Source organism: Thiovibrio sp. JS02 (assembly GCF_053485635.1).
In genome coordinates, this window is sequence record NZ_CM130715.1 from 493,891 (window position 1) to 515,570 (window position 21,680).

Below are 21,680 nucleotides of genomic sequence, written 5' to 3' on the forward strand. Positions count from 1 at the left end.
GGATCCCTCCGTCAGGTGCTGATTGGTAAGAATTGGGTCGAAAAATGGTTTTCCCGATAACATCCCATCCCGGAGGCGAACGATCATGAGTGCCAGAATTGCCATTTTTGCTTTTGCCGGCGAGCCGGCCTGCTTCGCCCATGCCCTCCTGAACGCCCTTGACATGCGGGAAAAGGGGTTTGAGGTGAAGCTGATCATTGAAGGGAAAGCGACCGCGCTTCTCCCGGAGCTGGTCGAGGCGGACAAGCCCTTTGCGCCGCTTTTTGCCAGGGTCAGGGCCGCCGGGCTCATCGACTGCGTCTGCCGGGCCTGCGCCGGCAAGATGGGGACGCTGGCCGCGGTCGAGGCTTCAGGGCTGCCGCTTTGCGACGAGATGAGCGGGCATCCCGGCATGGCGCGGTACCTGGCCGCCGGCTACACCATCGTCACCATCTGAAGGGAAGGAGAGTTCAAGGACTGCCATGGATCTTTACGCAATAAAGCCTTACCTCTACTGGGCCGGGATGGGAATCTTCCTCCTGGCGGAACTGGGCTTTTCCTATCGGAAGCCGACGATTTCCAAACCCAGGCGCTGGCTCAGCAACCTGCCGCTTTCGATACTCAACGGCACCCTCTACCATCTGCTTTATACGGCCGGCATCCTGGCCATGGCCCATGACGTCGAGCGTAGGCAGCTGGGCCTGCTGAACGCCTATGAGCTCCCGGCCTGGCTGAAGATCGGCCTGGGGATTCTGATCCTTGACTTCTTCATCTACCTCTGGCATCAGCTCACCCATACCCTTCCGCTTCTCTGGCGTTTCCACCGGGTGCACCACAGCGACCTCAATATGGATGTTTCAACGGCCAGCCGCTTTCATCTCGGCGAGTTCCTCGTTACCGGACTGATCCGGTTGGCGGTGATCCACACCTTCGGCATCGGCTTGACCGCCTACGCGCTTTTCGAGCTGCTGGTGAATCTGTCCGTGCAGTTCCACCACAGCAGCATCCGGGTGAATGGTGAGTTCGAGCGCTGGTGGGCCCTGCTCTTTGTGCCGCCGTTTCTGCACCGTATCCATCATTCCGTGAAGATCAGGGAGCGGGATTCCAACTACGGCGTGATTTTTTCCATCTGGGATCGGATGCTGGGCACCCTGACCACCGAGGTTGCCCAGGAATCGATTGTCATCGGCATCGGGTCGCACCGGAAGATCGAAAAGCTCGATTTCCGGCATCTGCTTGTCATGCCCTTTACCAGGAAAAGTCTTTAGCGGCCTGTTGGTTTTTCAGCGGTCCGCTGGGGTGTGATTTCAAAAAAAAAAAAAGCGGTCCGGGGCGGGTCCGGGCCGGAGTTGATCCCGTTGAAACGTGTCTGGAGCGAACCATGAACTGGAAAAATCTTTTTGTGCCGGTGAGCAACCTTACCGTCGGCGAGGCCAGGAAGTACATGGAGGGAAAAAACGCCGGGCAGTACCAACTGCTCGATGTGCGGCAGCCCAAGGAGTACGAGGAGGGCCACCTGGCCGGCGCCGTTCTTATTCCCCTGAAGGAGCTGCCGGATCGCCTGGACGAACTCGACAAGGCCAAACCCACCATCGTCTATTGCGCCGTCGGGGGCAGGAGCAAGGTCGCGGCGCAGCTGCTGGCTGGCAAGGATTTTGCAAGCGTTTTCAACCTGAGCGGCGGCATCAAGGCCTGGGAGGGACTTCAGGCAAGGGGGCCGGAAGAGGCCGGGCTCGAGTTCTTCAGCGGAGACGAGGAGTTCGACGACGGCGTCAGCCTTGCGTATGCCATGGAGGAGGGCCTGCAGGAATTCTACCGCATTCTGGCCGACCGGGACCAGGATGAGGCGCGGAAAAAACTCTATCTCCGACTGGCCGGATTCGAGGACAGGCATAAGGCCGGGCTGCTCGCCGAGTATCAGCGGGTCCATGGCCAGGAACAGATGCCGGCCAGGGGCATGACCGGAATCATGGAAGGGGGGCGCCGGGTCCAGGACTTTGTGAAACGGGTCGAGGCCCTTGTCGAGAGCAGGAGGGATATTCTTGAGCTGGCCATGATGCTTGAGACCCAGGCCCTGGATCTTTATGGCCGCATGGCGCGAAAAAGCGGGAAACAGGAGACCGGCGCGCTCTTTTTGCGCCTGGCCGATGATGAGAAAATGCATCTTGCCTATCTGGCCGAGGAGATGGACAGGGTGCTGTAACGGAGCGGGGGGCCGGAGATTCCGGCTGAAAGCTTACGGGAGAGGCGATGAGTTTTCGAAGCAATGACCGCAGGGTCGCGAAGGAGGACAGGCGGGCCATTGGCCGCATGCTGTTGAACCATCTCCGCTTTCTGCAATCGGTCATCAACAGTGTGGGCGATCCGGTTCTGGTGATCGGCACCGACATGCGGGTAAAGCTCATCAACCAGGCGGCCCGCGAGTTTCCCGTGGCCAGGACCCTGCAGAATAAATTCGCGGAAAACTCCCATTGTTACAGTGTGCTCTTCGGGATGGATCGAACCTGCAGCCAGGCCGGCCGGAGCTGTCCGCTCATGGATGTGCTGGAAACCGGGAAAACCGTGACGGTTTCACAGGATATCACTTTGAAAACCGGGGAGCTGCGCCATTACGAGGTGGTGGCCTCTCCCCTGTGGGGCGAAGGCGAAGAGCTGCTCGGGATCATCGAGACCCTGCGGGATGTCACCGAGCGGCGGCTTGCCTCCGAAGCCTTGAAAAAGAGCCATGCCGAGCTGGAAATCCGGGTCGAGGAGCGGACCCGGGAACTGCAGAAGGCCAATACCTCCTTGCGTCTGGAGGTTCAGGAGCGGCGCTGGGCCGAGGATCAGCTCATCCAATCCCTGGAGCATGCGGACCTTGTCTACAGGGTTATCCCCAGCGCCATCTTCACCGTGGACCTGAACCGGCAGATCACCAGCTGGAACAACAAGGCCGAGAGCGTAACCGGGTTTACGGCGGAGGAGGTGCTGGGCAAGCCGTGCAGCATCTTCGCCCTTGATCCCTGCACCAAGGGCTGCGGGGTGCTTTCTCCCAAGGTGGCGAAACCCATCCTCGGCAAGATCTGCAAGATCAAAACCAAGGACGGCCTGGTGCGGACCATCAGCAAAAACGCCGATGTGCTTCGGGATGCGGACGGCCAGGTCATCGGCGGGGTGGAAAGCTTCGAAGACATCACGGTGCGGCAGGAAGTGGACCGGCAGCTCCGCACCGAACGCGACAAGTTTCGCGGCATCCTCGCCGCCCTTGACCAGGGCATGCATATCCTCAACCATGATTTCATCATCGAATACCAGAACGATGTCCTGCGCAGGATCTTCGGCGACAAGATCGGCGAAAAATGCTACGAGGTCTACAAGCAGCGCGACGAGCCCTGCGAGGTGTGCCGTATGCATGCCGCCATCGAACACGGCGAAATCCAGCGCACCGAAGAGATCATGTCCGATGCCCGCCATTATGAGCAGAGTTATGTGCCTTTCACCGACATTGACGGCGAAACCAAGTGTCTGATCCTTCTCCGTGATGTCACCGAGGAGAAGAAATATCGGGCCGAAACCATGCGGGCCGGGCAGCTCGCCTCCATCGGCGAACTTGCCGCCGGCGTGGCCCATGAGATCAACAATCCCATCAACGGCATCATTAATTACGCCCAGATTCTTCAGGACGATCTTTCCCCCCAGGCCCCGGAAGTCGAGGTTCTCGGCCGGATCATCAAGGAGGGGGAAAGGATTGCCTATATCGTCAGAAATCTGCTCTTTTTCGCACGGCAACGTGACGAGGAGGCGCAGGTCGTCGACATCGAATCGGTGGTCAACGACTCCCTGGCCCTGATCAAACACCAGTTCCAGAAGGATGGTGTGCATATCGCCGTGAACATCCCGCCGGATCTGCCGGAGATCAAGGTGAACCCCCAGCAGCTGCAGCAGGTGTTTCTCAATCTGCTCAGCAATGCCCGCCACGCCCTGAACCTGAGATATTCGGGCCGCGATCCCGACAAAAAGCTGGAAATAGAATGCAGCACCCTGGTTCTTGCCGAAAAAAGCTACGTGCGCACCGCGATTACAGACCACGGCATCGGCATTCCGCCCGAGATCCTCAGCCACATCTTCGAGCCCTTTTTCTCCTCGAAAAAACCCGGAGAGGGGACTGGGCTCGGGCTTTCGATCAGTCAGGGGCTTGTCAAAGATTTCCAGGGCTTTCTCAGCGTCAGCAGCGAACCCGGCAGCCATACCACCATGATCGTGGATTTGCCGGCCCATGGGTTGAACCGCAATGAATCGTAATGGATTATCCCTATAAATAGATGGTAAAAGGAGCAGCTATGATCGATCTGGACAAAGCGGAAACGGCCATACTGGTGGTCGATGACGAAGAGAGCCTGCGCCTGACCTTTCAGATGTTCTTGGGCCGGGAAGGGTATGGGCCGGTGGTGACCGCTTCGACCTTTGAGGAGGCCATCGCCTACATAGAAAAGCAGGAATTCGATTTGATCATCAGCGATATCGTCATGGAGGGCGCCTCGGGCATAGACCTGCTCAGGCGGGTGCGTGAGCTTGACCTGCAATGCCCGGTGGTCATGGTCACCGGGTATCCCAATATCAACACCGCCTCGGAGGCGGTGCGGCTCGGGGCCTTCGACTACCTGGCCAAGCCGGTGAAAAAGGCCGATCTGCTCCGCACCGCCCGCATGGCCCTGCAGCAATACGGGTTATGGAAGGAGAAGGAGCGGCTCACCGAGGAAAAGGAGCGTTATCAGCAGTACCTTGAAACGATTTTCCGCAGCGTCCGGGACATGATCATTGCCGTGGATCGCGATCTGCGCGTGGAGCAGATGAATGACCAGGCCAAGAAATGGGCCGCGGTCCACATGCCGGGGCTGACCGTGGGATTTTCCCTGGCGGCGCTGTCCGGTCCTTTTGCCATCTTCGCTGGGGATGTCCGCAAGGTTCTTGACCGTCGCGAAGAGGTGAGCGAGCACCGGGTCGAGGTGAATCTTGAGGATGGCAGCCATGTGGTATTCCGGCTCAGCGCCGCCCCGCTCGAAAGCCATCATGATGACAATTTCCTGGGAGTGGTTCTGGTCTTTCGGGACGTGAGCCGCCTGGAGGCCCTTGAAAAAAGGGGGAAGCGCACCTATTTTCATCGCCTGGCCGGGGCAAGCCGCGCCATGCAGACGGTATACACCCTCATTGAAAATGTCGGCCAGGTGGACACCTCCGTGCTCATCACCGGCGAGTCAGGAACCGGCAAGGAGCTGGTGGCGGAGGCCCTGCACGCGGAAAGCCCGCGCCGCGACATGCCGCTGGTCAAATTCGACTGCACCGCCATCCCGGAAAATTTGATGGAGTCAGAGCTTTTCGGGCACAAGAAGGGAGCTTTCACCGGCGCGGACCGCAATCGGGAAGGGCGTATTCTCCAGGCGGACGGGGGCACCCTTTTTCTTGATGAAATCGGAGATATTTCTTCCCTCATGCAGTTGCGTCTCCTGCGGTTTCTTCAGGAACGCACCTTTTATCCGGTTGGCGAAGACCGGCCCATAACCGTGGATGTCCGGGTCATTGCCGCAACCAATGCCAATTTGAAGCAGAAGGTGGAGCGGGGAGAGTTTCGGGAAGATCTCTACTACCGGTTGCGGGTGGTGGATATAACCCTGCCGCCCCTGCGCGACCGCAACGGCGATCTTCCCATTCTGGTGGCGATGTTCATCGAGCGTTTCAGTAAACGGCTGGGCAAGTCCATTTCCGGCATTTCCGATCAGGCCCTGCAACTGCTTGGTCTTTATCCCTGGCCCGGCAACGTCCGGGAGCTTGAGCATGTGATGGAGCGGGCCTGCGTGATGTGCGCCGACGATACCATCACCACCATCAATCTTCCCGACGAGGTGCGGAGCTGGGCACGTGTTGCATCTGCAACAGGTGCTTCCCCCCAGAACGGAGAAGACCGTGAGGCGGCCGACGACGGGCTGGCGCCAATCATCCCCCACGAGAGCGAGGCTGAGCGCATCGGCCGCATCCTGGCGCAAACCGACGGCAACAAGGCCAAGGCCGCCCGGCTTCTTGGCATAGACCGCAGCACCCTCTACCGGAAAATGAAATCCCACGGGCTGGAATAAGCAAAAGAGAAGTGTTGCACCTGCAACACTTTTGCAACACATGCAACAGCTGAAGTGTTGCACCTAGGGTCGGGTGCAACACTTTTTGTATTTCCAGGCCCGCCATCGTGCAATCCCCGCCGTTCCCTGGTCCTTCCGTGTTGAATCGCTGTAACTTGCTGAAATAAAACATTTTTCCCATTGGCTGACCCGCCGGGCCACTGCGGTGGCTGAAAAATGCATAATTTTTTATTTTCTTTGAAATCAATTATTTATCAATGATTGCTGGAAAGTTGCCGCAGGAAAAAGCGCAGGGCTGGCACGGGCCATGCAATTCTAACTGGTCAAAGGGAAGCAATCAGCGAATACGGACACGAATCCAATAAGATAGGAGGCACACCATGAAGAGAACAATAGAGCGGGAAAGAATCGGCCTCGGCGAAATTGATCAGAGTGCAATCGGTGCGGGCGCCTCCCAGGCGACAATGGGTGTGATCCTGACCCTGGCGGTATTGATCGGCACCTGGGGCCTGGCGTGTCTGGTCAGCGGGATGAGCCGGATGGGCGGCATTGTTGAACTTGCCCGGGCATGGTTCGCGGCGGTAACCGGAGTTTGAAGGGAAACACACAGTTGAAGACTGGTGACCGATATAAGAATCAGCAAATGAAACAAGGAGTGACGACAATGGCAAAAGCAATGGTTGAAGGCAAGGGCGCAGGAGTTTTCATGGGAATAATCGGCGGGATCGGTGCGGTGATCGGCTTGTGGGCCTTGAGCGCGCTGACCTACAGCCTCTCGCAGAGCGGGGCGAGCGAAGTATTGCGTCAGTACATGGTTGCCATCGGGCTGATCGGCGAACAGGCGACCCTGGTGGATTTTTACACCCACATCAAAGGGGTTGAGTACCTGATCTGCGTGGCCTTCTTCTTCGCCTTCCCGGTATTTTTCAAGTATGTGAACACCCCGAAGGTTACGGTTCCCGGCCAACACTGATAACCTTCCCGTAGTCCCCTCCCTCAAGCCCGGCGAAAGCCGGGCTTTTTTTGTGCCTGTCCAGGCAAGGGCCGGAAAAAGTCCGGTGAATGTCGCTTCGACGGATGGCAACCTCCCTGCCCTTCCGGCGAGCCAGCGGTGTTACGGACAGGCCCCCTCTCCTGAATTTTGCGCTGTTTCCCCGATCCCGCCTCTCCTTGTCTGGCGGAATGGTCATGCCTTTTCCGAGCCTGGGCACTTGACTCCCCGAACGGACAAAACAGTGACTGCCTGCGTGCCGATCCCATCGCAAGCGTAAACTTCATGGATGGCAGCCCGTTGAAAAACGGGCTGCGCGGCACAGGAGGTGTCGCCGGATTTCGTCGTCCCCAGGAGCCAGGGCACTCGGGAGGTTGGCCGAAGCGTCTTTGGCAACGGACTGGGAAGAGAGGCGTGGGTAAGTGTTGCACCTGCAACACTTTTGCAACACATGCAACAGCTGAAGTGTTGCACCTGGGGTCGGGTGCAACACTTTTTGTATTTCCAGGCCCGCCATCGTGCAATCCCCGCCGTTCCCTGGCCCTTCCGTGTCGAATCGCTGTAACTTGCTGAAATAAAACATTTTTCCCATTGGCTGACCCGCCGGGCCACTGCGGTGGCTGAAAAATGCATAATTTTTTATTTTCTTTGAAATCAATTATTTATCAATGATTGCTGGAAAGTTGCCGCAGGAAAAAGCGCAGGGCTGGCACGGGCCATGCAATTCTAACTGGTCAAAGGGAAGCAATCAGCGAATACGGACACGAATCCAATAAGATAGGAGGCACACCATGAAGAGAACAATAGAGCGGGAAAGAATCGGCCTCGGCGAAATTGATCAGAGTGCAATCGGTGCGGGCGCCTCCCAGGCGACAATGGGTGTGATCCTGACCCTGGCGGTATTGATCGGCACCTGGGGCCTGGCGTGTCTGGTCAGCGGGATGAGCCGGATGGGCGGCATTGTTGAACTTGCCCGGGCATGGTTCGCGGCGGTAACCGGAGTTTGAAGGGAAACACACAGTTGAAGACTGGTGACCGATATAAGAATCAGCAAATGAAACAAGGAGTGACGACAATGGCAAAAGCAATGGTTGAAGGCAAGGGCGCAGGAGTTTTCATGGGAATAATCGGCGGGATCGGTGCGGTGATCGGCTTGTGGGCCTTGAGCGCGCTGACCTACAGCCTCTCGCAGAGCGGGGCGAGCGAAGTATTGCGTCAGTACATGGTTGCCATCGGGCTGATCGGCGAACAGGCGACCCTGGTGGATTTTTACACCCACATCAAAGGGGTTGAGTACCTGATCTGCGTGGCCTTCTTCTTCGCCTTCCCGGTATTTTTCAAGTATGTGAACACCCCGAAGGTTACGGTTCCCGGCCAACACTGATAACCTTCCCGTAGTCCCCTCCCTCAAGCCCGGCGAAAGCCGGGCTTTTTTTGTGCGCGGAAAAGGATGGCGCCGGCCAGTGCCACGGCCGGGCCCCTGATTGTGGCTCAGATGTTGCAATATGCATAACCAGTTGTGAAAATGTCTTTCTCATACTAACGTAAATAGAGCTTGTCGGCGCATGCCTGGGAGGAAGATGGTGGCAAAATACGTGCGGAATTATCTGTTGTTCCTGTTTGTCGCGACCGTGGCCGTGATCGCATACAACATCTGGGATATGGAAAACACGCCGCCGCGCATTGAGTATTCGAACTTCATAAGCAAGATCGATGCTGATCAGATCAAGGAAGTGAAGATTCGCGGCAGTGAGATTCATGGCGTCGATACCCTGGGGCAACCCTTTCAGACCTATGTTCCCGACGTGCAACTGGTACTCCCCAGGCTCGAAGGGAAAAATATTCACATTTCCGCCGGAAAATCCAGAGAGGTCTCGCCGTTCTGGACTTCATCCTTCCCAGTGCTCCTGCTCATGGGGGGCTGGATGTTTTTCATGTTCCGCAACCAGAAGGGCGGCAGCAGCGGGTTTGCCAAAAAAAAGGAGGCCATGTCGCCTGATCAGGCTCACAAGATAACCTTTGCCGATGTGGCCGGCATTCCCGAGGCCAAGGAAGAGCTTGTCGAGATTGTCGATTTCCTGAAAGATTCCAAGAAGATAACCAGGCTTGGCGGCAAGATCCCCAAGGGAGTGTTGCTGCAGGGACCGCCGGGCACCGGCAAAACCCTGCTGGCCAAAGCCATTGCCGGTGAGGCGGGCGTTCCTTTTTACAGCATAAGCGGCTCGGACTTTGTCGAGATGTTTGTGGGGGTGGGCGCCTCCCGGGTACGGGATCTCTTTGCCCAGGCCAAGAAAAATGCGCCCTGCATCATTTTCATCGACGAGATTGACGCGGTGGGCCGCAGCCGTGGCGCCGCTGGCTCCATGGGCGGTCAGGACGAGCGGGAACAGACGCTCAACGCTCTGCTCGTTGAGATGGACGGCTTTCAGAGCGACGAGACCGTGATCATCGTCGCTGCCACCAACCGTCCGGATGTTCTCGATCCCGCCCTGATGCGGCCTGGCCGTTTCGACCGGCAGGTGACGATCCTGCCCCCGGATGTGAAGGGCCGGGAGCAGATCATCGGGGTGCATGCCAAGCGGGTGGCCATGGCGGCTGATGTGAACCTGCATGAGGTCGCGAAGAGCACTCCCGGTTTCACCGGCGCCGAGCTTGCCAATCTGATCAATGAATCCGCGCTCACGGCCGCGCGGAAGGGCAAGGAAGCCATTGAACTCGGCGATATCGAAGACGCCAAGGACAAGATCCTCATGGGCGCGGAGCGTAAAGGCATGGTGATCAGCGAGCAGGAACGGAAGGTGACCGCGTACCATGAAGCTGGCCACGCCATTATCGCCAAACTGCTTCCCAACACCGACCCGGTGCACAAGATTACCATAATTCCCAGGGGGCAGGCCATGGGCGTTACCCAGCAGGTTCCCCTTGACGATCGGCATGCCTATTCGAAAGAGTACCTGACCAACCGCATCAAGATCCTGTTGGGAGGGCGCACCGCCGAAGAGATTGTCTTTAACGAGTTTTCCACCGGCGCAAGCAACGATCTGCAGTCCGCCACGGATATCGCCACCCGGATGGTGTGCGAGTGGGGCATGAGCGAACGGTTGGGGCCCAGGGCCTTTGTCACCCCCGACAGGGGGTTTCTCGGCAGCGGTTCCCGGCAGCGTCCTTACAGTGAAGAGGTGGCGCGCCTTATTGACGAAGAGGTGAGTAAGCTCATCGAGGAGAGCTACCAGGAGGCGATCATCATTCTTGAGGGCCGGATGGCCTTTCTGCACAAACTTGCCGAGGTGCTGTTGCAGAACGAGACAATCGATGCCGAAGAGGTTGATATTATTGTGACTTGTCCGAAGCTGAGTGAGGAAAACAAGGCCCTGGTCGGAGGGTGATCATGGTGTGCATCGGCAGCTGTTTTGCCAAACTGTTGCATGCAACACATCTGTTGCAACAGATGTGTTGCATGCAACAGTTTGAAGCGCGGGGCTCCTCCTCGCTGAGCCAAGACCGGAAACAGACAAACAAAATAGAGGCGTTTGCCGTCCCATGGCGCCGGACAGGCGCTTCCCTTCGCTGGTTTCCGTATTCCCATGCGGTTACTTCCTTTGGCAGCTCATTTCTGGAAAACCCAATATGTATGGTACCCCGCCAACTGAACGGTATAAATTAAGGAACGGATTACGCATTCAATCCCATGGCGCGGCGCTACACTGATGCTGCAACAGTGCGCTTTTGCGAATAAAAAAGAATTCGCGGCCTTTCTTTTCTTTCCGGGGTGATTTTTTTCATAAAAAAATCACCCCTTCTTTTTTGTATTCTGAAAAAATGTTGGCACCGGATGTGCAAAGGGAGGTGGCAACGATCGCGGGCCGGCCACTGGCAGGCGCCGGGAAGAGGATCCCGGCTGAATCCTGTCGGGCGATTCCGCATATCCCGGTTTATAAGCAAGCATGCATATGTGTTCAGAATCAATATGAAAAGGAGACGAACGATGGGAGGAAAAAAGAAGCTCTTGGGAGTGGCGGCCGTTCTCGTGTTGACAGCACCACTTGCCAGCAGGAGCTGGGCCGAAACGGGACCGGATACGGTCGTGCTGGACAGCCTGGCAAACCACTACGAGGCAGTGACCTTTGATCACGCCATGCATGTTGATGTGGCCGGGAACTGTGCGACCTGCCATCATCATACCACCGGCGAGGCTCCGGTTGACCAGAATTGCGGGCGCTGTCATTCGGCGGCCCAGGGCGCCAGCGGCATTGCCTGCCGTGACTGCCATTCGGTGGAGCCGTTTTCCGCCGCGAATCTGAAGGCAATCGACAGTAATCCGCAGATGTACCACACCGGCAAGCCTGGGCTGAAGGGCGCCCTGCACCAGAAATGCCTTGGCTGTCATCAGGAAATGGGGGCGCCCACCGGCTGTCAGGATTGTCATGCCAGAAATGATCAGGGCGACGCCTTTTTCCGTGCCGGCAAGTATGCGCCGAAGCCAACGGCTTCGGAGAGCCACGGCGGCGGTCATTAAAATGATAAAACGGCTGAATCTCTAGCCTGTAACGATATCAGAGGAATACATCATGAAGAAGATCAACCGCAGAAGTTTTTTAAAGGGCGGCTTGGCCGGTGGGGCGGCCCTGGCTGCGACCGGTGCGAAAACCGCCTCGGCTGCCCAGGATTTTGGCGGCTATCCGGACAGCATGGGAGTCCTGGTGGATTTTACCAAGTGCGTCGGTTGCCGTACCTGTGAGGCGGCCTGCAACAAGGAACAGGGGTTGCCCGAGCCGGAAAAGCCCTTTGACGATCAGTCGGTTTTTGACGAACAGCGGCACGGCGGCTTGCCCAGGCGACCCACGGAAAAGGCTTACACCGTGGTCAACCGCTACAATATCGTCGGTCGCGAGCATCCCCTCTTCCGGAAAGTGCAGTGCAATCACTGTAACGAACCGGCCTGTCTCACCTCCTGTTTTGTCAATGCGTACAAGAAAACCCCGGAAGGCGCGGTCATTTATGACCCGACCGTCTGCGTCGGCTGTCGGACCTGCATGATCGCCTGTCCGTTTTACGTTCCTGCCTACAGCTACTCCAGCGCCATCAATCCGGTGGTGAAGAAATGCATCATGTGCTACGACACCCGCCTCAAATTCGGTCGGCCGCCTGCCTGTGTCGAAGCCTGTCCGCAGCAGGTCATGACCTTTGGCAAACGCTCGGAGCTGTTGAAGCTTGCCCACCAGAAGATCAGGCAGAACCCGGACAAGTATGTTGACCATGTCTATGGGGAAAAGGAAGTGGGCGGCACGGCCTGGCTCTATCTCTCCGACGTGCCCTTTGACCGGATCGGCTTTGACACCCACCTGGGCAATCAGCCGATCATCAACTATGTCAAGGAGTTCCTTACCGTGGTGCCGATGGTGCTCACCATCTGGCCGGCACTGTTCACCGGCTTCCATCTGTTGAGCAACAGAAAGGATGCCAAGAAAAACGAAGAAACCAAGAGCTGATCGGAGGGCTTAAATAGCATGAAAACATTACAATCACAAGGCGTGAAGCCGGTTGATTCGCATTTGAAGGCGAATGGCAAACCCTGGAGCGTGAAGGAGAAGCTGCTGCTGGGACTTACTCCCAAGGAGTACATTGCGATGCAGGTCCGCAACCCGTTCAACTGGTTGCTCTGGATAATCTACGCCGTCGGCATCCCGGTTCTGGTCGGCCGCTTTATCTTCGGCCTCGGCTGGGTGACCCATTCATCCTATGAATATCCCTGGGGTCTTTTCCTGGGTTGGGGTCTTTTTACCATGGTTCCCCTTTCCGCCTCGGGCTTCATGATGGGCACCACGGTGGAGCTTTTCGGAAGAAAGGATTTCAAGCCCATCGAACGGCTTGGCCTCTTGAACGGCCTGCTGGGCTACCTCTTTGCCGTCATGTTTCTGCAGGTTGACCTGGGCCAGCCCTGGCGTTTGATTTACCCCATGTTTGTCTCCCTCGGTCCGGCCGCGGTTCTTTTTCTGGTTGCCTGGCATGTCGCCACCTATCTGTCCTGCCAGGTGGCCGAGCTGGTGCCGGCCTTTTCAGAATGGATGGGGTTTCCCAAGGCGAAAAAATTCATCAAAAGCATCGTCCTGGGGCTCACCGTGGCGGGCATCATCCTTTCCACCCTGCATCAGGGTGCTCTGGGCGCGCTTTTCACCTATGCGCCGGGCAAGGTGCATCCGCTCTGGTACTCATCGCCCTTCCAGTGGTTCCATTTCTTCATCTCCGCGGTATTTGCCGGGCTTTCCATGCTCATCGTGGTCAGCACCCTCTGCAAGTGGTTCCTGCGCTGGCGTTGTGACGACAACTTCCTGAAAAATCTCAACACCCTTACCCTGGGGCTTGCCAAGGGCGCTTCCCTTGCCCTGATCACCTACTTTGTCACCAAGATCATCGGCATTGCCCATGACGGCGACTGGGAGTACCTGGCCTCGGGCTGGGGGCAGTGGTTCATGTTCGAGATGGTGGTGGGCGTGCTCCTGCCGCTGGTCTTCTACACCATGGCCATCAAGAATCAGAATGCCTCCCTGGCCCGTTTCAGCGCCTTCCTGGCCGTGTTCGGGATTGCCTTGAACCGTCTGAACACCGCGCTCGTCACCTTCAACTGGAATCTCTATCAGGAGATTCCCCACTGGCGCGAAGTGATGATCGTCATCACCGTCTATGCCACCTATATCGTGGTTTACCGGGCCATTCTCGCGAGAATGCCCATCCTCTATACCTGGAAGGAGCAGCAGTAGGAAGGTGAAGGGAATTTTCATTCCATTGCGCACTCTGCAATGGGGCAACCCAGGCAACGGGTGGGCCGAGAAATCGGCCCACCCAAACCGGTGACGGCATCCATGGCCATTCCTCTCAACAGAACCATACAGGTCACGGCCCTTGCCGTGGCCATCATTCTTGCCGCCCTCCTCGGCCTCGGGGTGAGGCAGTACCAGCTTTATCGCGATCATGATCAGGTGACCGCCCAGACCGAAAAATTGATTTTTCAATTCGCCATCATCCGTGAGCATGTGAGCGAATCCCTTCTTGATGGCCCGTATGCCGAGTTCTCCATGGTCGCCAACGAGATCGAGGAGCTGAATCTCAATCTTGCCGCGATCATGCGCAGCAAGCAGGTCGACGACCAGTACAAGTTGAGTTTTCACAACACCATTGATCTGCCCGGCCTCGTTCTCCTGGTGCGGAAAATCGAAGCCGCTCCGGAAAAAACGGAAAATCTCCGGCAGCTGAACCGCGAGATCAGAAGCCTGGGCGAACGACTCATGCTCTTTGATCGGGTTTTGGTCGAGCATGCCAAGCGGCAGTTGGTCGGTTTTCAGAATATCATTATCGGCGCCCTCGCCATGGCCGTCTGTCTGGTCATCGTCCTCCTCCTGTTTTTTCAGAGGAGACTGATCGTCCCCCTCCTTGAGCTGGTGGGGCAGGTGAAGGAGGTGGCAAGCGGCAGGCGCGCCGGTCTTTCCATCGCCGGCAGGAGCGGCGAGATCTCGGAACTTGCCTACTCCTTCCATGATCTGCTCTCCGCCCGGGAGATCACCGCCCAGGGGCTGGCGAAATTCCAGCGGGTGGCCGCCGCGGTGAAAAGAGCCCAACTGGCCATGAGCAAAGCAAAAGATGAGGAATCCCTGTTCAAGGAGATCTGTCGGGCCCTGCTGGTGAATGAAGATTACTGCCTGGTCTGGATAGGCAGGCCGAACGCGGCCGGAGAGGATGTGCTTCCGGTTTCCGCGGACGGCTCGACAACCATGACCAGCAAGGAGTGCAATACCTGCGTCTCCCTCCTCCTCACCGAGGCGGAGGAAAAGGGGCTCGAATACAATCCGGCGGCAATGGCCCTTCGGGCCAGGAAGCCGGTGGTGAAAAGCGATATTCTGGCCGAGGTGCCCAAGGGGTTGCTCAAGGGGACGCCGCTCGCCGCCGGCTACGCTGCCTGCGCCGCCCTGCCCATTGTCTGGCAGGGCGAGATTTATGGCGTGCTTTCCGTTTACGGCGTTGCCGAGAGCGGTTTCGAGGAAAAGGAGGTGGAACTCCTTGAAGGGCTGGCCGCGGATATGGGGCTTGCCCTCTATACGGTGCATGAGCATCGGCTCCTTGCCCGGGAGGAAAAACTGCAGGAAAGACTGCTTGCCGCCCTGGACGTGATCAGGATCACCGTTTCACCGGGCGGCGAGATCCTGGCCGCCAACGAGGTTTTTGTGCGTTTGGCAGGCCGTGCTCCCGAGAGGATCGCAGGCCTCGGTCTGCACGAGTTTTTCCGACCCGGCCCGGCAGCGGTCGCCGATGCCGCCTCCCTCCTTGCCATGCTTGCCGCCGAAAAAAAATGTGAATTGCTCCTCTTTGCCGCTCCGACCGCGCAATGGCTGCAGTGTGTTCTCCTGGTGGGCAGAGAGGAGGACGGCGTTCCCCTGGAAATGATTCTCCTCGGCTATCCCGTGCTCAAGCAGGAGGAGACCCGGTGTAGCCCGGATACCCTCCGTCTTGAGACCATCGCCGAGCTTGCCGACGGGGTTTCCCACGAGATCGGCGATTTGACGAACGGCCTGATCAACTATGCCCAGGTCCTGGCGGACGAGGAGAGCGGCCGTGTCCCGGGCAGCCCGCAGAGCGAGCTGCTCGACAAGATCATCGATGGCGGGGAGCGCATCGCCGAGATGGTCCGCAAGCTCATTTTTTACGGGCAGAAGCAGGAAATTGCCGGCGAATTTCTTTCCGCGGACGTGGTGCTCGAAGACGCTCTTCTGCTGAGCGGCTATCATCTGAAGGGCGACGGCATTCAGCTTGAGGTGCGGCTGGCGCCGCTGCCGCCGGTGGTGCCCGTTCATGCCCAGGATATACAGCAGGCGCTGCTGGGCGTCTTGAATGTCATGCGCGCCGCCTTGAACAACAGATTTGCCGGCCGGGATCCCCGCAAAAAAATCGGTATCGAAAGCAAGGTCGTGACCGATAACAGCCATGGCCGCATCTATCAGATAGGCCTGACGGACTACGCCGCCGCCCTGCCGTTGGTCGTTCTGGCGACGGAGCAGGAGAGGGCGCCGCAATATTCGGGAAAGGCGCAGCAGGCCCTTGCCGCCAAACTGGCATTTTGCCGGCGGGTCGTGGAGGAAAACGGCGGCTCGCTTTCCATCGACGGCGAAGAGGGGAATTTTACCAGATTGATGATTCACCTGCCCGTGAAGGGCGAATGATCGGCTTTTGTCTGACGGGGAAATAAACGGAAATGGGAAAGTCCATGGAACATCCGGTGGCCGCGGCCATTTATAAGATCTCCGCGGTGGCGGAAATGCTGAACCTGCATCCGCGCACCCTGCGGAACTATGAACACGCCGGGCTCATCAAACCGGCCCGCAGGGGGGCCTGGCGCTATTATTCGGCAACCGACATCGCCTGGCTCCGCTGCCTTCATGCCATGATTCACGAGCGCGGCATCACCATTGCCTCCATTGCCAAGCTCCTCAAGTATGCCCCCTGCTGGGAGGTCACCGACTGCCCGGAGAGCAAGCGCGGGCAATGCCCGGTGTTTCTTGCCCGCCAGAAAAAAAAGTTCTGAGAAGCCCGGTCGCTCGCTTTTCTGCCCTAAGCGCGCGCTTACGGGATGTCGGTTGGCGAGGCCATTCAGAAACGGCTGTTGAGCAGGGCCCAGAAGCACCAGCGGTCATTGCGCCCCCGTTCCAGAAACTTCAGGCCCTGTTGCGGCAGGGCGGCAAGCAGTTCCTCCTCCATGCCGGAGATGAAGCCGGAGAGCAGATAGAGCCTGGCCCGCCAGAAGTCGGGGTTCCTGAAGAGGTCAAGCATCAGCCCCTTGTAGAGGTTGGCCATGACCAGATCCACCCTGGTGTCGGGGCACTGGCTGCGCAGGTCCGCCTGCAGGACGGTGACCTCCCCCTCCACCTTGTTGCGGCGGACATTGGCCCTGGCCACCTCGCAGGCAAGCGGGTTGTTGTCACAGGCGGTGATGCGGGTGATGCCCTGCCTGGCGGCGGCGATGGCAAGCAAGCCGGTGCCGCAGCCGAGATCAAGGGCGGTATTGAGGGTGATCTCCGGGGCGCGGCTGTATTTGAGGAGTCCGCCGAGGCAGAGGCGGGTGGAGGGATGAAAGCCGCTGCCGAAGATGACGCTGGGATCGAGGAGGACATCGGCCGGGGTTTTTTCCCAGACAGGGGCCACGGTGAAGTCGCCCACGGAAAAGGGGCCGATTTCCCGGCCCGCCTCCCAGTCCTGGTAATCGAGATCCGCCTCGTAGATCACCCTGGCCCCGCTTTCCGCGCAAAGGGCGGCGACCAGGCGCTCCTTGGGCCGGTGAAAAAAGAGAATGGCGTTCTCATCCTCCATCCAGACGCCGATCAGGTCCGGGTCTGAAAAGGCCGGCAGCTCCCTGCGGTCCAGATGATAGGTGTAGAGGCGGCTGTAGCTGGTGTATGGCGGCCGAAGCATGAAAAACCTGTCAGAGGGGGATGATGAGTTCCGCCAAAGACCGTTTCGGAACATGGTGGATCTGGTCTTTGTCGCGCCAGTAGCGGATATTGCCCTCGGTCCCAACCTCTTCGAGCACCACCTTTTCCCTGGCCTTGCCCAGGGCAAGGACCAGGAGAATCTTCAGGTGCGACGGCAGGTCAAGTTCCTTGTGCAGCTTGCCGGAAACCGAGGCGATCCGGCAGCCGGCAAGACCAAGAGCGGTGGCGCCCAGGAGGATGTTCTGACTGGCGATGCCCAGGTCGCAATCCGCATTCCGGCTCACCCTGGTATCCAACAGGCAGACGATATAGGCGGCCGGCCGCTCGCCGGGTTCCGGACCCTGCCAGTCGCCCAGGTAGGCGGCCCAGGCCAGGTGCGGGAAGATGCGCGCGTTCAGGGCGGGATCCGCGGCGAGAAGATATCTGAGCGGTTGCGCATTGCGGGCCGAACCACCAAGCCGGGCCAGTTCGATCAGTTCGCGCAGGGTTGCCGGGGCGATGGCCTGCTCCTCGTAAAACCTGCGGCAGGTTCTTGTCGCCGCCATCAGTTCCTTCAACGCGGGCACCATGCTCTCCTATTGGCCGGCGCGATCCAGGGTGAAGTCCACCCTGGATTTTGCGGCAAGCGGGTTGTCGGCCCCAAGAATCCTTGCCGCGGCAAGGCCCAGGCGTTTTGCCGGGATCTTGAATCTATCCATCAGGTACTGTCGGGTGTTGGCGGCGCGTTCTTCGGCGAGCCGGAGGAGATCCTCCTTCCTGACGCTGCTTTCCTCGATGGCCTTCTCCTCGACAATCCCCTGGGGCTGCCCCGGACTTCCGGGTTTGGCGATCTCCTCCTTGCCATAGGCCGCGGCCATCTTCTGGCTGAGCTGCGCTTCCGCCTTTTTGCGGCGCTCTTCCTCCTGTCTGCGCAGCTTTTCAAAGAGGATTCTGCGGTCCGCCTGATCATCGGCGCTGCCGCTGACGACCAGCTTGAGGCCGGGTCGGCGTTGGAGGACTTCGCCGATGGTGTTCAGTTCCTGCTGCCCGGCTTCATCCGGGGCCGTCTGTCCGGCCTTGAAGGGCAGGAAGGTGGGCACCGTGATGTTGGGCAGGGATTCGTTGAGCACCGTGAAGGGGGAGGCGCCTGTTTTGGCGAGCAGGCTGCGCAGGTGTTTGGCCAGGGCCTTGGCGTATGAGAAATCCTTGTCGTTCAGATCGCCGCTGCTGCTGACGTTCATGGTGAACTCTTCCTGTTCGTCGGCAAGCAGGGCGACGGTCAGGGGCAGCAGCCGGCTGCCGTCGGTGACCTGGCCCAGGCGCAGGCCGGTAATGGTTATCTGGCTGTTGGCGTTGAGGGTGTTTTCCTCCTTTTTGAGGATGCTCACCAGCTTGAGGCTGCCTGCCGTCGGTTGATAGCCGAGCACCGGCTCCACATAGGGGGAAAGCTCGGTCAGGGCGGCGCCGGACAGGCCGATCTTGCAGTCGGCGCCGATGTTTGGCGCAAAGAGGCGGAAGTCGCCGGAGAGGATCAGCGGCGCCCGGTTGTTGACGATGCCGTTCAGGTCGAGGCGGCAGATGCTTTCCGCCTTGTTGGCAAGATCGGTGATGGTGCCGTTGACCTCGCCGATACCGCCCTCGAAGGCCGGGCTAACCTTCTGGTCGCTGACGAAAACCGTGCCCTTGCCGAGGGAAACCTCCTTGATGCTGAGGGAAACCGGGGCTGCGCCGTTTTCGCTCTTTCTCGGCTGGAAGAGGATGGCGCGCATGGAGGCGTTCGCCTCCCGTCGCCAGCGGAGAACCGGGCTTTCCACGAAGAGCTGCCCGATATCGATGCTGGCCGTTTTCAGGTCGGCGGTGATGTTTTCAGTATAGGCATTCTGCCAGGAGAGAATCGGGTTTTTGCCGCTGCCGGCGACAAGGCCGCCAATGGAGACGCCGCCGGTGAAGGTTGCCTCCGGCAGACGGATGGTGCCGTTGGCCTGCAGTTCGCCACCGCTGATGGCAGGTTTCAGCCAGCCCTTGAACAGGGCGGCGGCGGAGGCCAGGGGCAGTTTCTCCAGGCGACAGGTGAAGGCGGCCTCGAAAGGCGAGAGCTGGAGCGGCCCTTCCAGGGAAAGGGTGCCGCTGCCGTTGGCGGTGGCGGTCAGAGTCAGAACCCCCTTCCTGCTTGCCGGGTCGGAGAGTTCCAGGAGGGCTTCCACGCCGTCCAGCCGTTGTTCCAGGGCAGGCAGCTTCGCCGCGGCACTGCGCAGGTTGATGGCGCTTTTGCCGGCGGAAAGAGTCGCCAGGGTCACATGCCAACGGGAGCCTTTGCCGGCCGAAGTTCCGACCGCGGCCCAGTTGCAGCGGCCGTCCTTATCCCAGGCCAGGAGGAGGGAGGCTTTTTCGGCTTTGATCTTGCCCAGGTGCAGGCTCTGTTTTTTTCTGTCCAGGGCCGCCTCGCTGATGTGCAGCACGGGCAGGCGCAGCCATTCCTCCTTCTGGGTGGCCAGGGTCAGCTTTTCGATGTCGGTTTTGAGTCCGGCCAGGACGAAGCCGTCGGCCTCCGCCGGAGAAGCCAGGGCAGGAGTCCAGGTGAAGCGGCTTTCCACGCTTTTGGCGAAGCCGCTGACGATTTTCAGATCCTTGTACCTGCCGAGATAGGGGCTGAAGCGGCCGAGATCCATCTGATTGATGACCAGAAGCCCTTCCGCCTGGAGAGGATTTGCCGTCAGCGAACCCTGGGCGGAGAGGCGGGCGGAGGCGCCGCTTTTGCCGCTCAGGGCAAAGGCGGCAGGGGTATCGCCCTGGTCGTCATAGCCCTTGATGGTGAGCTGCAGATCCGACCAGGTGTGCCGGAAGCCGCCCTTCACCTGACGGTCGGTGAGATGGAGGGTGCCGTTGTGCATGACGAGCTGGCCGATGCGGAGGTGTATTTTCTGAGCCTCTCCCGGGGGGGAACCCGCCTGGCTAAGAAAGGACCAGGCCCCCTTCTTGTCCTTGTCGAGGAAGAGCGTCGGTCCCTGCAGTTCGATTTCCTGGAACAGATAACGACGTTCCAGCGGGGTCAGGCTGCCGCTGAAACTGATTTTTTCGGCGTTGTGGATGTTTCCCTCCCGGTCCTGAATGGCGAGATCGCTGAAAGAGCCGGCCCCTTCGATATTCAGGCGGGCGTCGGCTTTCGGGGCAAAGGAAAAAACCAGCTTGCCGGTGAACTCCGCCGTGCCCTTGTTGATTCTCAACCGCCAGTTTTCCGGCAGATAATCCAGATAGCGGGGCAGGTCGATATTATTGAAATTCAGATCCAGGGAGGCCTGCATGGTCTCCCCGGTCATGGAGGTCTCCCCGGTGAGATTCAAGGGGCTGCCGTTGATTTTGGCGGCAAAGCGGGGCTTGATATACTGGCCTGCCTGATAGGAGATATTGGAAAAGGAGGGGACGGCCAGATTGATTTCCTCAACCGTATGGGTCTTGCCGGTGGGCTCATCGTCGAAAACGAGGCGACTGGCGGAAATGGCGACGTTGTTCAGCGAATAGCGCAGCGGTTCTTTCCGGTCCGGAAAGAGTTCCTGCATGAGTTGGGCCACGTTGTAGCCGCCGTCCTTGTGACGGACCAGATGGAGAAAGAATTGTTCGATGGTAACCTGCCTGGCCACTGTCTGGCCGGCGAAGATTCCGGAGATTTCGAAATCGATTTTGGCCTTGCCCACGGAAAGAAGAGGATCCACCTGATCATCGGCGTCCGTGAGCCGGGGGCCGACGATCAGGTTCTGCAGGGTGAGGGTCAGGCTGAAGGGGTCGAATTTCGCCTTGGCGATGGTTACGGGCCGGTTCAACCGTTTGCCCAGTCTGTCGGCGAAGACCGTTTGGGTCAGATGCGGCACCAGCAGGTAGCCGCAGGCGAGAAAGAGGATGGCGAAAACCAGGAGCGCGCCGCCGGCTTTCAGGAGCCGGGAGCGTTTGCCGGCCGGGGGGGCGGGAGGACCGGCGGCCTCCCGGCAAGGGTCTTGCCCGGTGATGTCCGGTTCCTCTTCGCGCTTTGCCGGAGAGACGGTGGGCTCTTCGGCAATGGGGATGGTGCCAAAATCATCCTGCGTGCTATCGTTGGTATGCATGGGGTGTGGTCCCTGGAAAACGAATCTAAGGTTTTTCTCCGACATTGCT

General features: G+C 58.9%; 18 protein-coding genes. 15 read left to right on the plus strand and 3 right to left on the minus strand.

Annotation, left to right across the window (positions count from 1 at the left end):
* The first annotated feature begins 85 nt into the window (after positions 1-85).
* From ACUUL3_RS02460 to ACUUL3_RS02530, 15 genes are all read left to right on the plus strand, one after another.
* Positions 86-436, plus strand: a complete 351-nt coding sequence (locus ACUUL3_RS02460) for a cytoplasmic protein (RefSeq protein WP_448554253.1) — start codon at positions 86-88, stop codon at positions 434-436.
* Between the two features lie 25 nt (positions 437-461).
* Positions 462-1,247, plus strand: coding sequence for a sterol desaturase family protein (locus ACUUL3_RS02465; RefSeq protein WP_448554255.1), 786 nt, complete (start codon positions 462-464; stop codon positions 1,245-1,247).
* Positions 1,248-1,360: 113 nt separating this feature from the next.
* Complete coding sequence (locus ACUUL3_RS02470) at positions 1,361-2,182, plus strand: rhodanese-like domain-containing protein (protein WP_448554256.1); 822 nt, start codon at positions 1,361-1,363, stop codon at positions 2,180-2,182.
* A 47-nt stretch (positions 2,183-2,229) separates the two neighbouring features.
* On the plus strand, positions 2,230-4,260 hold the full coding sequence (locus ACUUL3_RS02475) for a PAS domain-containing sensor histidine kinase (protein WP_448554257.1): 2,031 nt from the start codon (positions 2,230-2,232) through the stop codon (positions 4,258-4,260).
* Positions 4,261-4,298: 38 nt separating this feature from the next.
* Positions 4,299-6,089, plus strand: a complete 1,791-nt coding sequence (locus tag ACUUL3_RS02480) for a sigma-54 dependent transcriptional regulator (RefSeq protein ID WP_448554259.1) — start codon at positions 4,299-4,301, stop codon at positions 6,087-6,089.
* Positions 6,090-6,469: 380 nt separating this feature from the next.
* A complete protein-coding gene (locus ACUUL3_RS02485) occupies positions 6,470-6,685 on the plus strand; it encodes a hypothetical protein (RefSeq protein WP_448554260.1) in 216 nt (71 codons plus the stop codon).
* Between the two features lie 68 nt (positions 6,686-6,753).
* Positions 6,754-7,062, plus strand: a complete 309-nt coding sequence (locus ACUUL3_RS02490) for a hypothetical protein (RefSeq protein ID WP_448554262.1) — start codon at positions 6,754-6,756, stop codon at positions 7,060-7,062.
* Positions 7,063-7,871: 809 nt separating this feature from the next.
* Complete coding sequence (locus tag ACUUL3_RS02495; protein WP_448554260.1) at positions 7,872-8,087, plus strand: hypothetical protein; 216 nt, start codon at positions 7,872-7,874, stop codon at positions 8,085-8,087.
* A gap of 68 nt (positions 8,088-8,155) precedes the next feature.
* Positions 8,156-8,464, plus strand: a complete 309-nt coding sequence (locus tag ACUUL3_RS02500; RefSeq protein ID WP_448554262.1) for a hypothetical protein — start codon at positions 8,156-8,158, stop codon at positions 8,462-8,464.
* A 196-nt stretch (positions 8,465-8,660) separates the two neighbouring features.
* Positions 8,661-10,466 (plus strand): ATP-dependent zinc metalloprotease FtsH, encoded by a 1,806-nt coding sequence (gene ftsH, locus ACUUL3_RS02505; RefSeq protein WP_448554264.1) that lies wholly within the window; start codon positions 8,661-8,663, stop codon positions 10,464-10,466.
* A gap of 599 nt (positions 10,467-11,065) precedes the next feature.
* Positions 11,066-11,596, plus strand: coding sequence for a cytochrome c3 family protein (locus ACUUL3_RS02510; protein ID WP_448554266.1), 531 nt, complete (start codon positions 11,066-11,068; stop codon positions 11,594-11,596).
* A gap of 52 nt (positions 11,597-11,648) precedes the next feature.
* The gene (locus ACUUL3_RS02515) at positions 11,649-12,569 is read left to right on the plus strand and encodes a 4Fe-4S dicluster domain-containing protein (protein WP_448554267.1); all 921 of its coding nucleotides are present in this window, start codon (positions 11,649-11,651) and stop codon (positions 12,567-12,569) included.
* A 90-nt stretch (positions 12,570-12,659) separates the two neighbouring features.
* Positions 12,660-13,838: a polysulfide reductase gene (locus ACUUL3_RS02520; protein ID WP_448554269.1), complete on the plus strand. Its 1,179-nt coding sequence runs from the start codon at positions 12,660-12,662 to the stop codon at positions 13,836-13,838.
* A 102-nt stretch (positions 13,839-13,940) separates the two neighbouring features.
* Positions 13,941-16,289: a GAF domain-containing protein gene (locus ACUUL3_RS02525; RefSeq protein WP_448554271.1), complete on the plus strand. Its 2,349-nt coding sequence runs from the start codon at positions 13,941-13,943 to the stop codon at positions 16,287-16,289.
* 32 nt (positions 16,290-16,321) lie between these two features.
* Positions 16,322-16,651, plus strand: a complete 330-nt coding sequence (locus tag ACUUL3_RS02530) for a MerR family transcriptional regulator (RefSeq protein ID WP_448554273.1) — start codon at positions 16,322-16,324, stop codon at positions 16,649-16,651.
* 65 nt (positions 16,652-16,716) lie between these two features.
* On the opposite strand, the gene ACUUL3_RS02535 is transcribed toward ACUUL3_RS02530, so the two are convergent.
* From ACUUL3_RS02535 to ACUUL3_RS02545, 3 genes are read right to left on the minus strand one after another with little or no spacing between them, the layout of a single operon-like run.
* Positions 16,717-17,535: a 50S ribosomal protein L11 methyltransferase gene (locus ACUUL3_RS02535; protein ID WP_448554275.1), complete on the minus strand. Its 819-nt coding sequence runs from the start codon at positions 17,533-17,535 to the stop codon at positions 16,717-16,719.
* A gap of 10 nt (positions 17,536-17,545) precedes the next feature.
* On the minus strand, positions 17,546-18,100 hold the full coding sequence (locus ACUUL3_RS02540) for a nitroreductase family protein (RefSeq protein ID WP_448554277.1): 555 nt from the start codon (positions 18,098-18,100) through the stop codon (positions 17,546-17,548).
* A 30-nt stretch (positions 18,101-18,130) separates the two neighbouring features.
* Complete coding sequence (locus ACUUL3_RS02545) at positions 18,131-21,631, minus strand: DUF748 domain-containing protein (protein ID WP_448554279.1); 3,501 nt, start codon at positions 21,629-21,631, stop codon at positions 18,131-18,133.
* Positions 21,632-21,680: the final 49 nt, after the last annotated feature.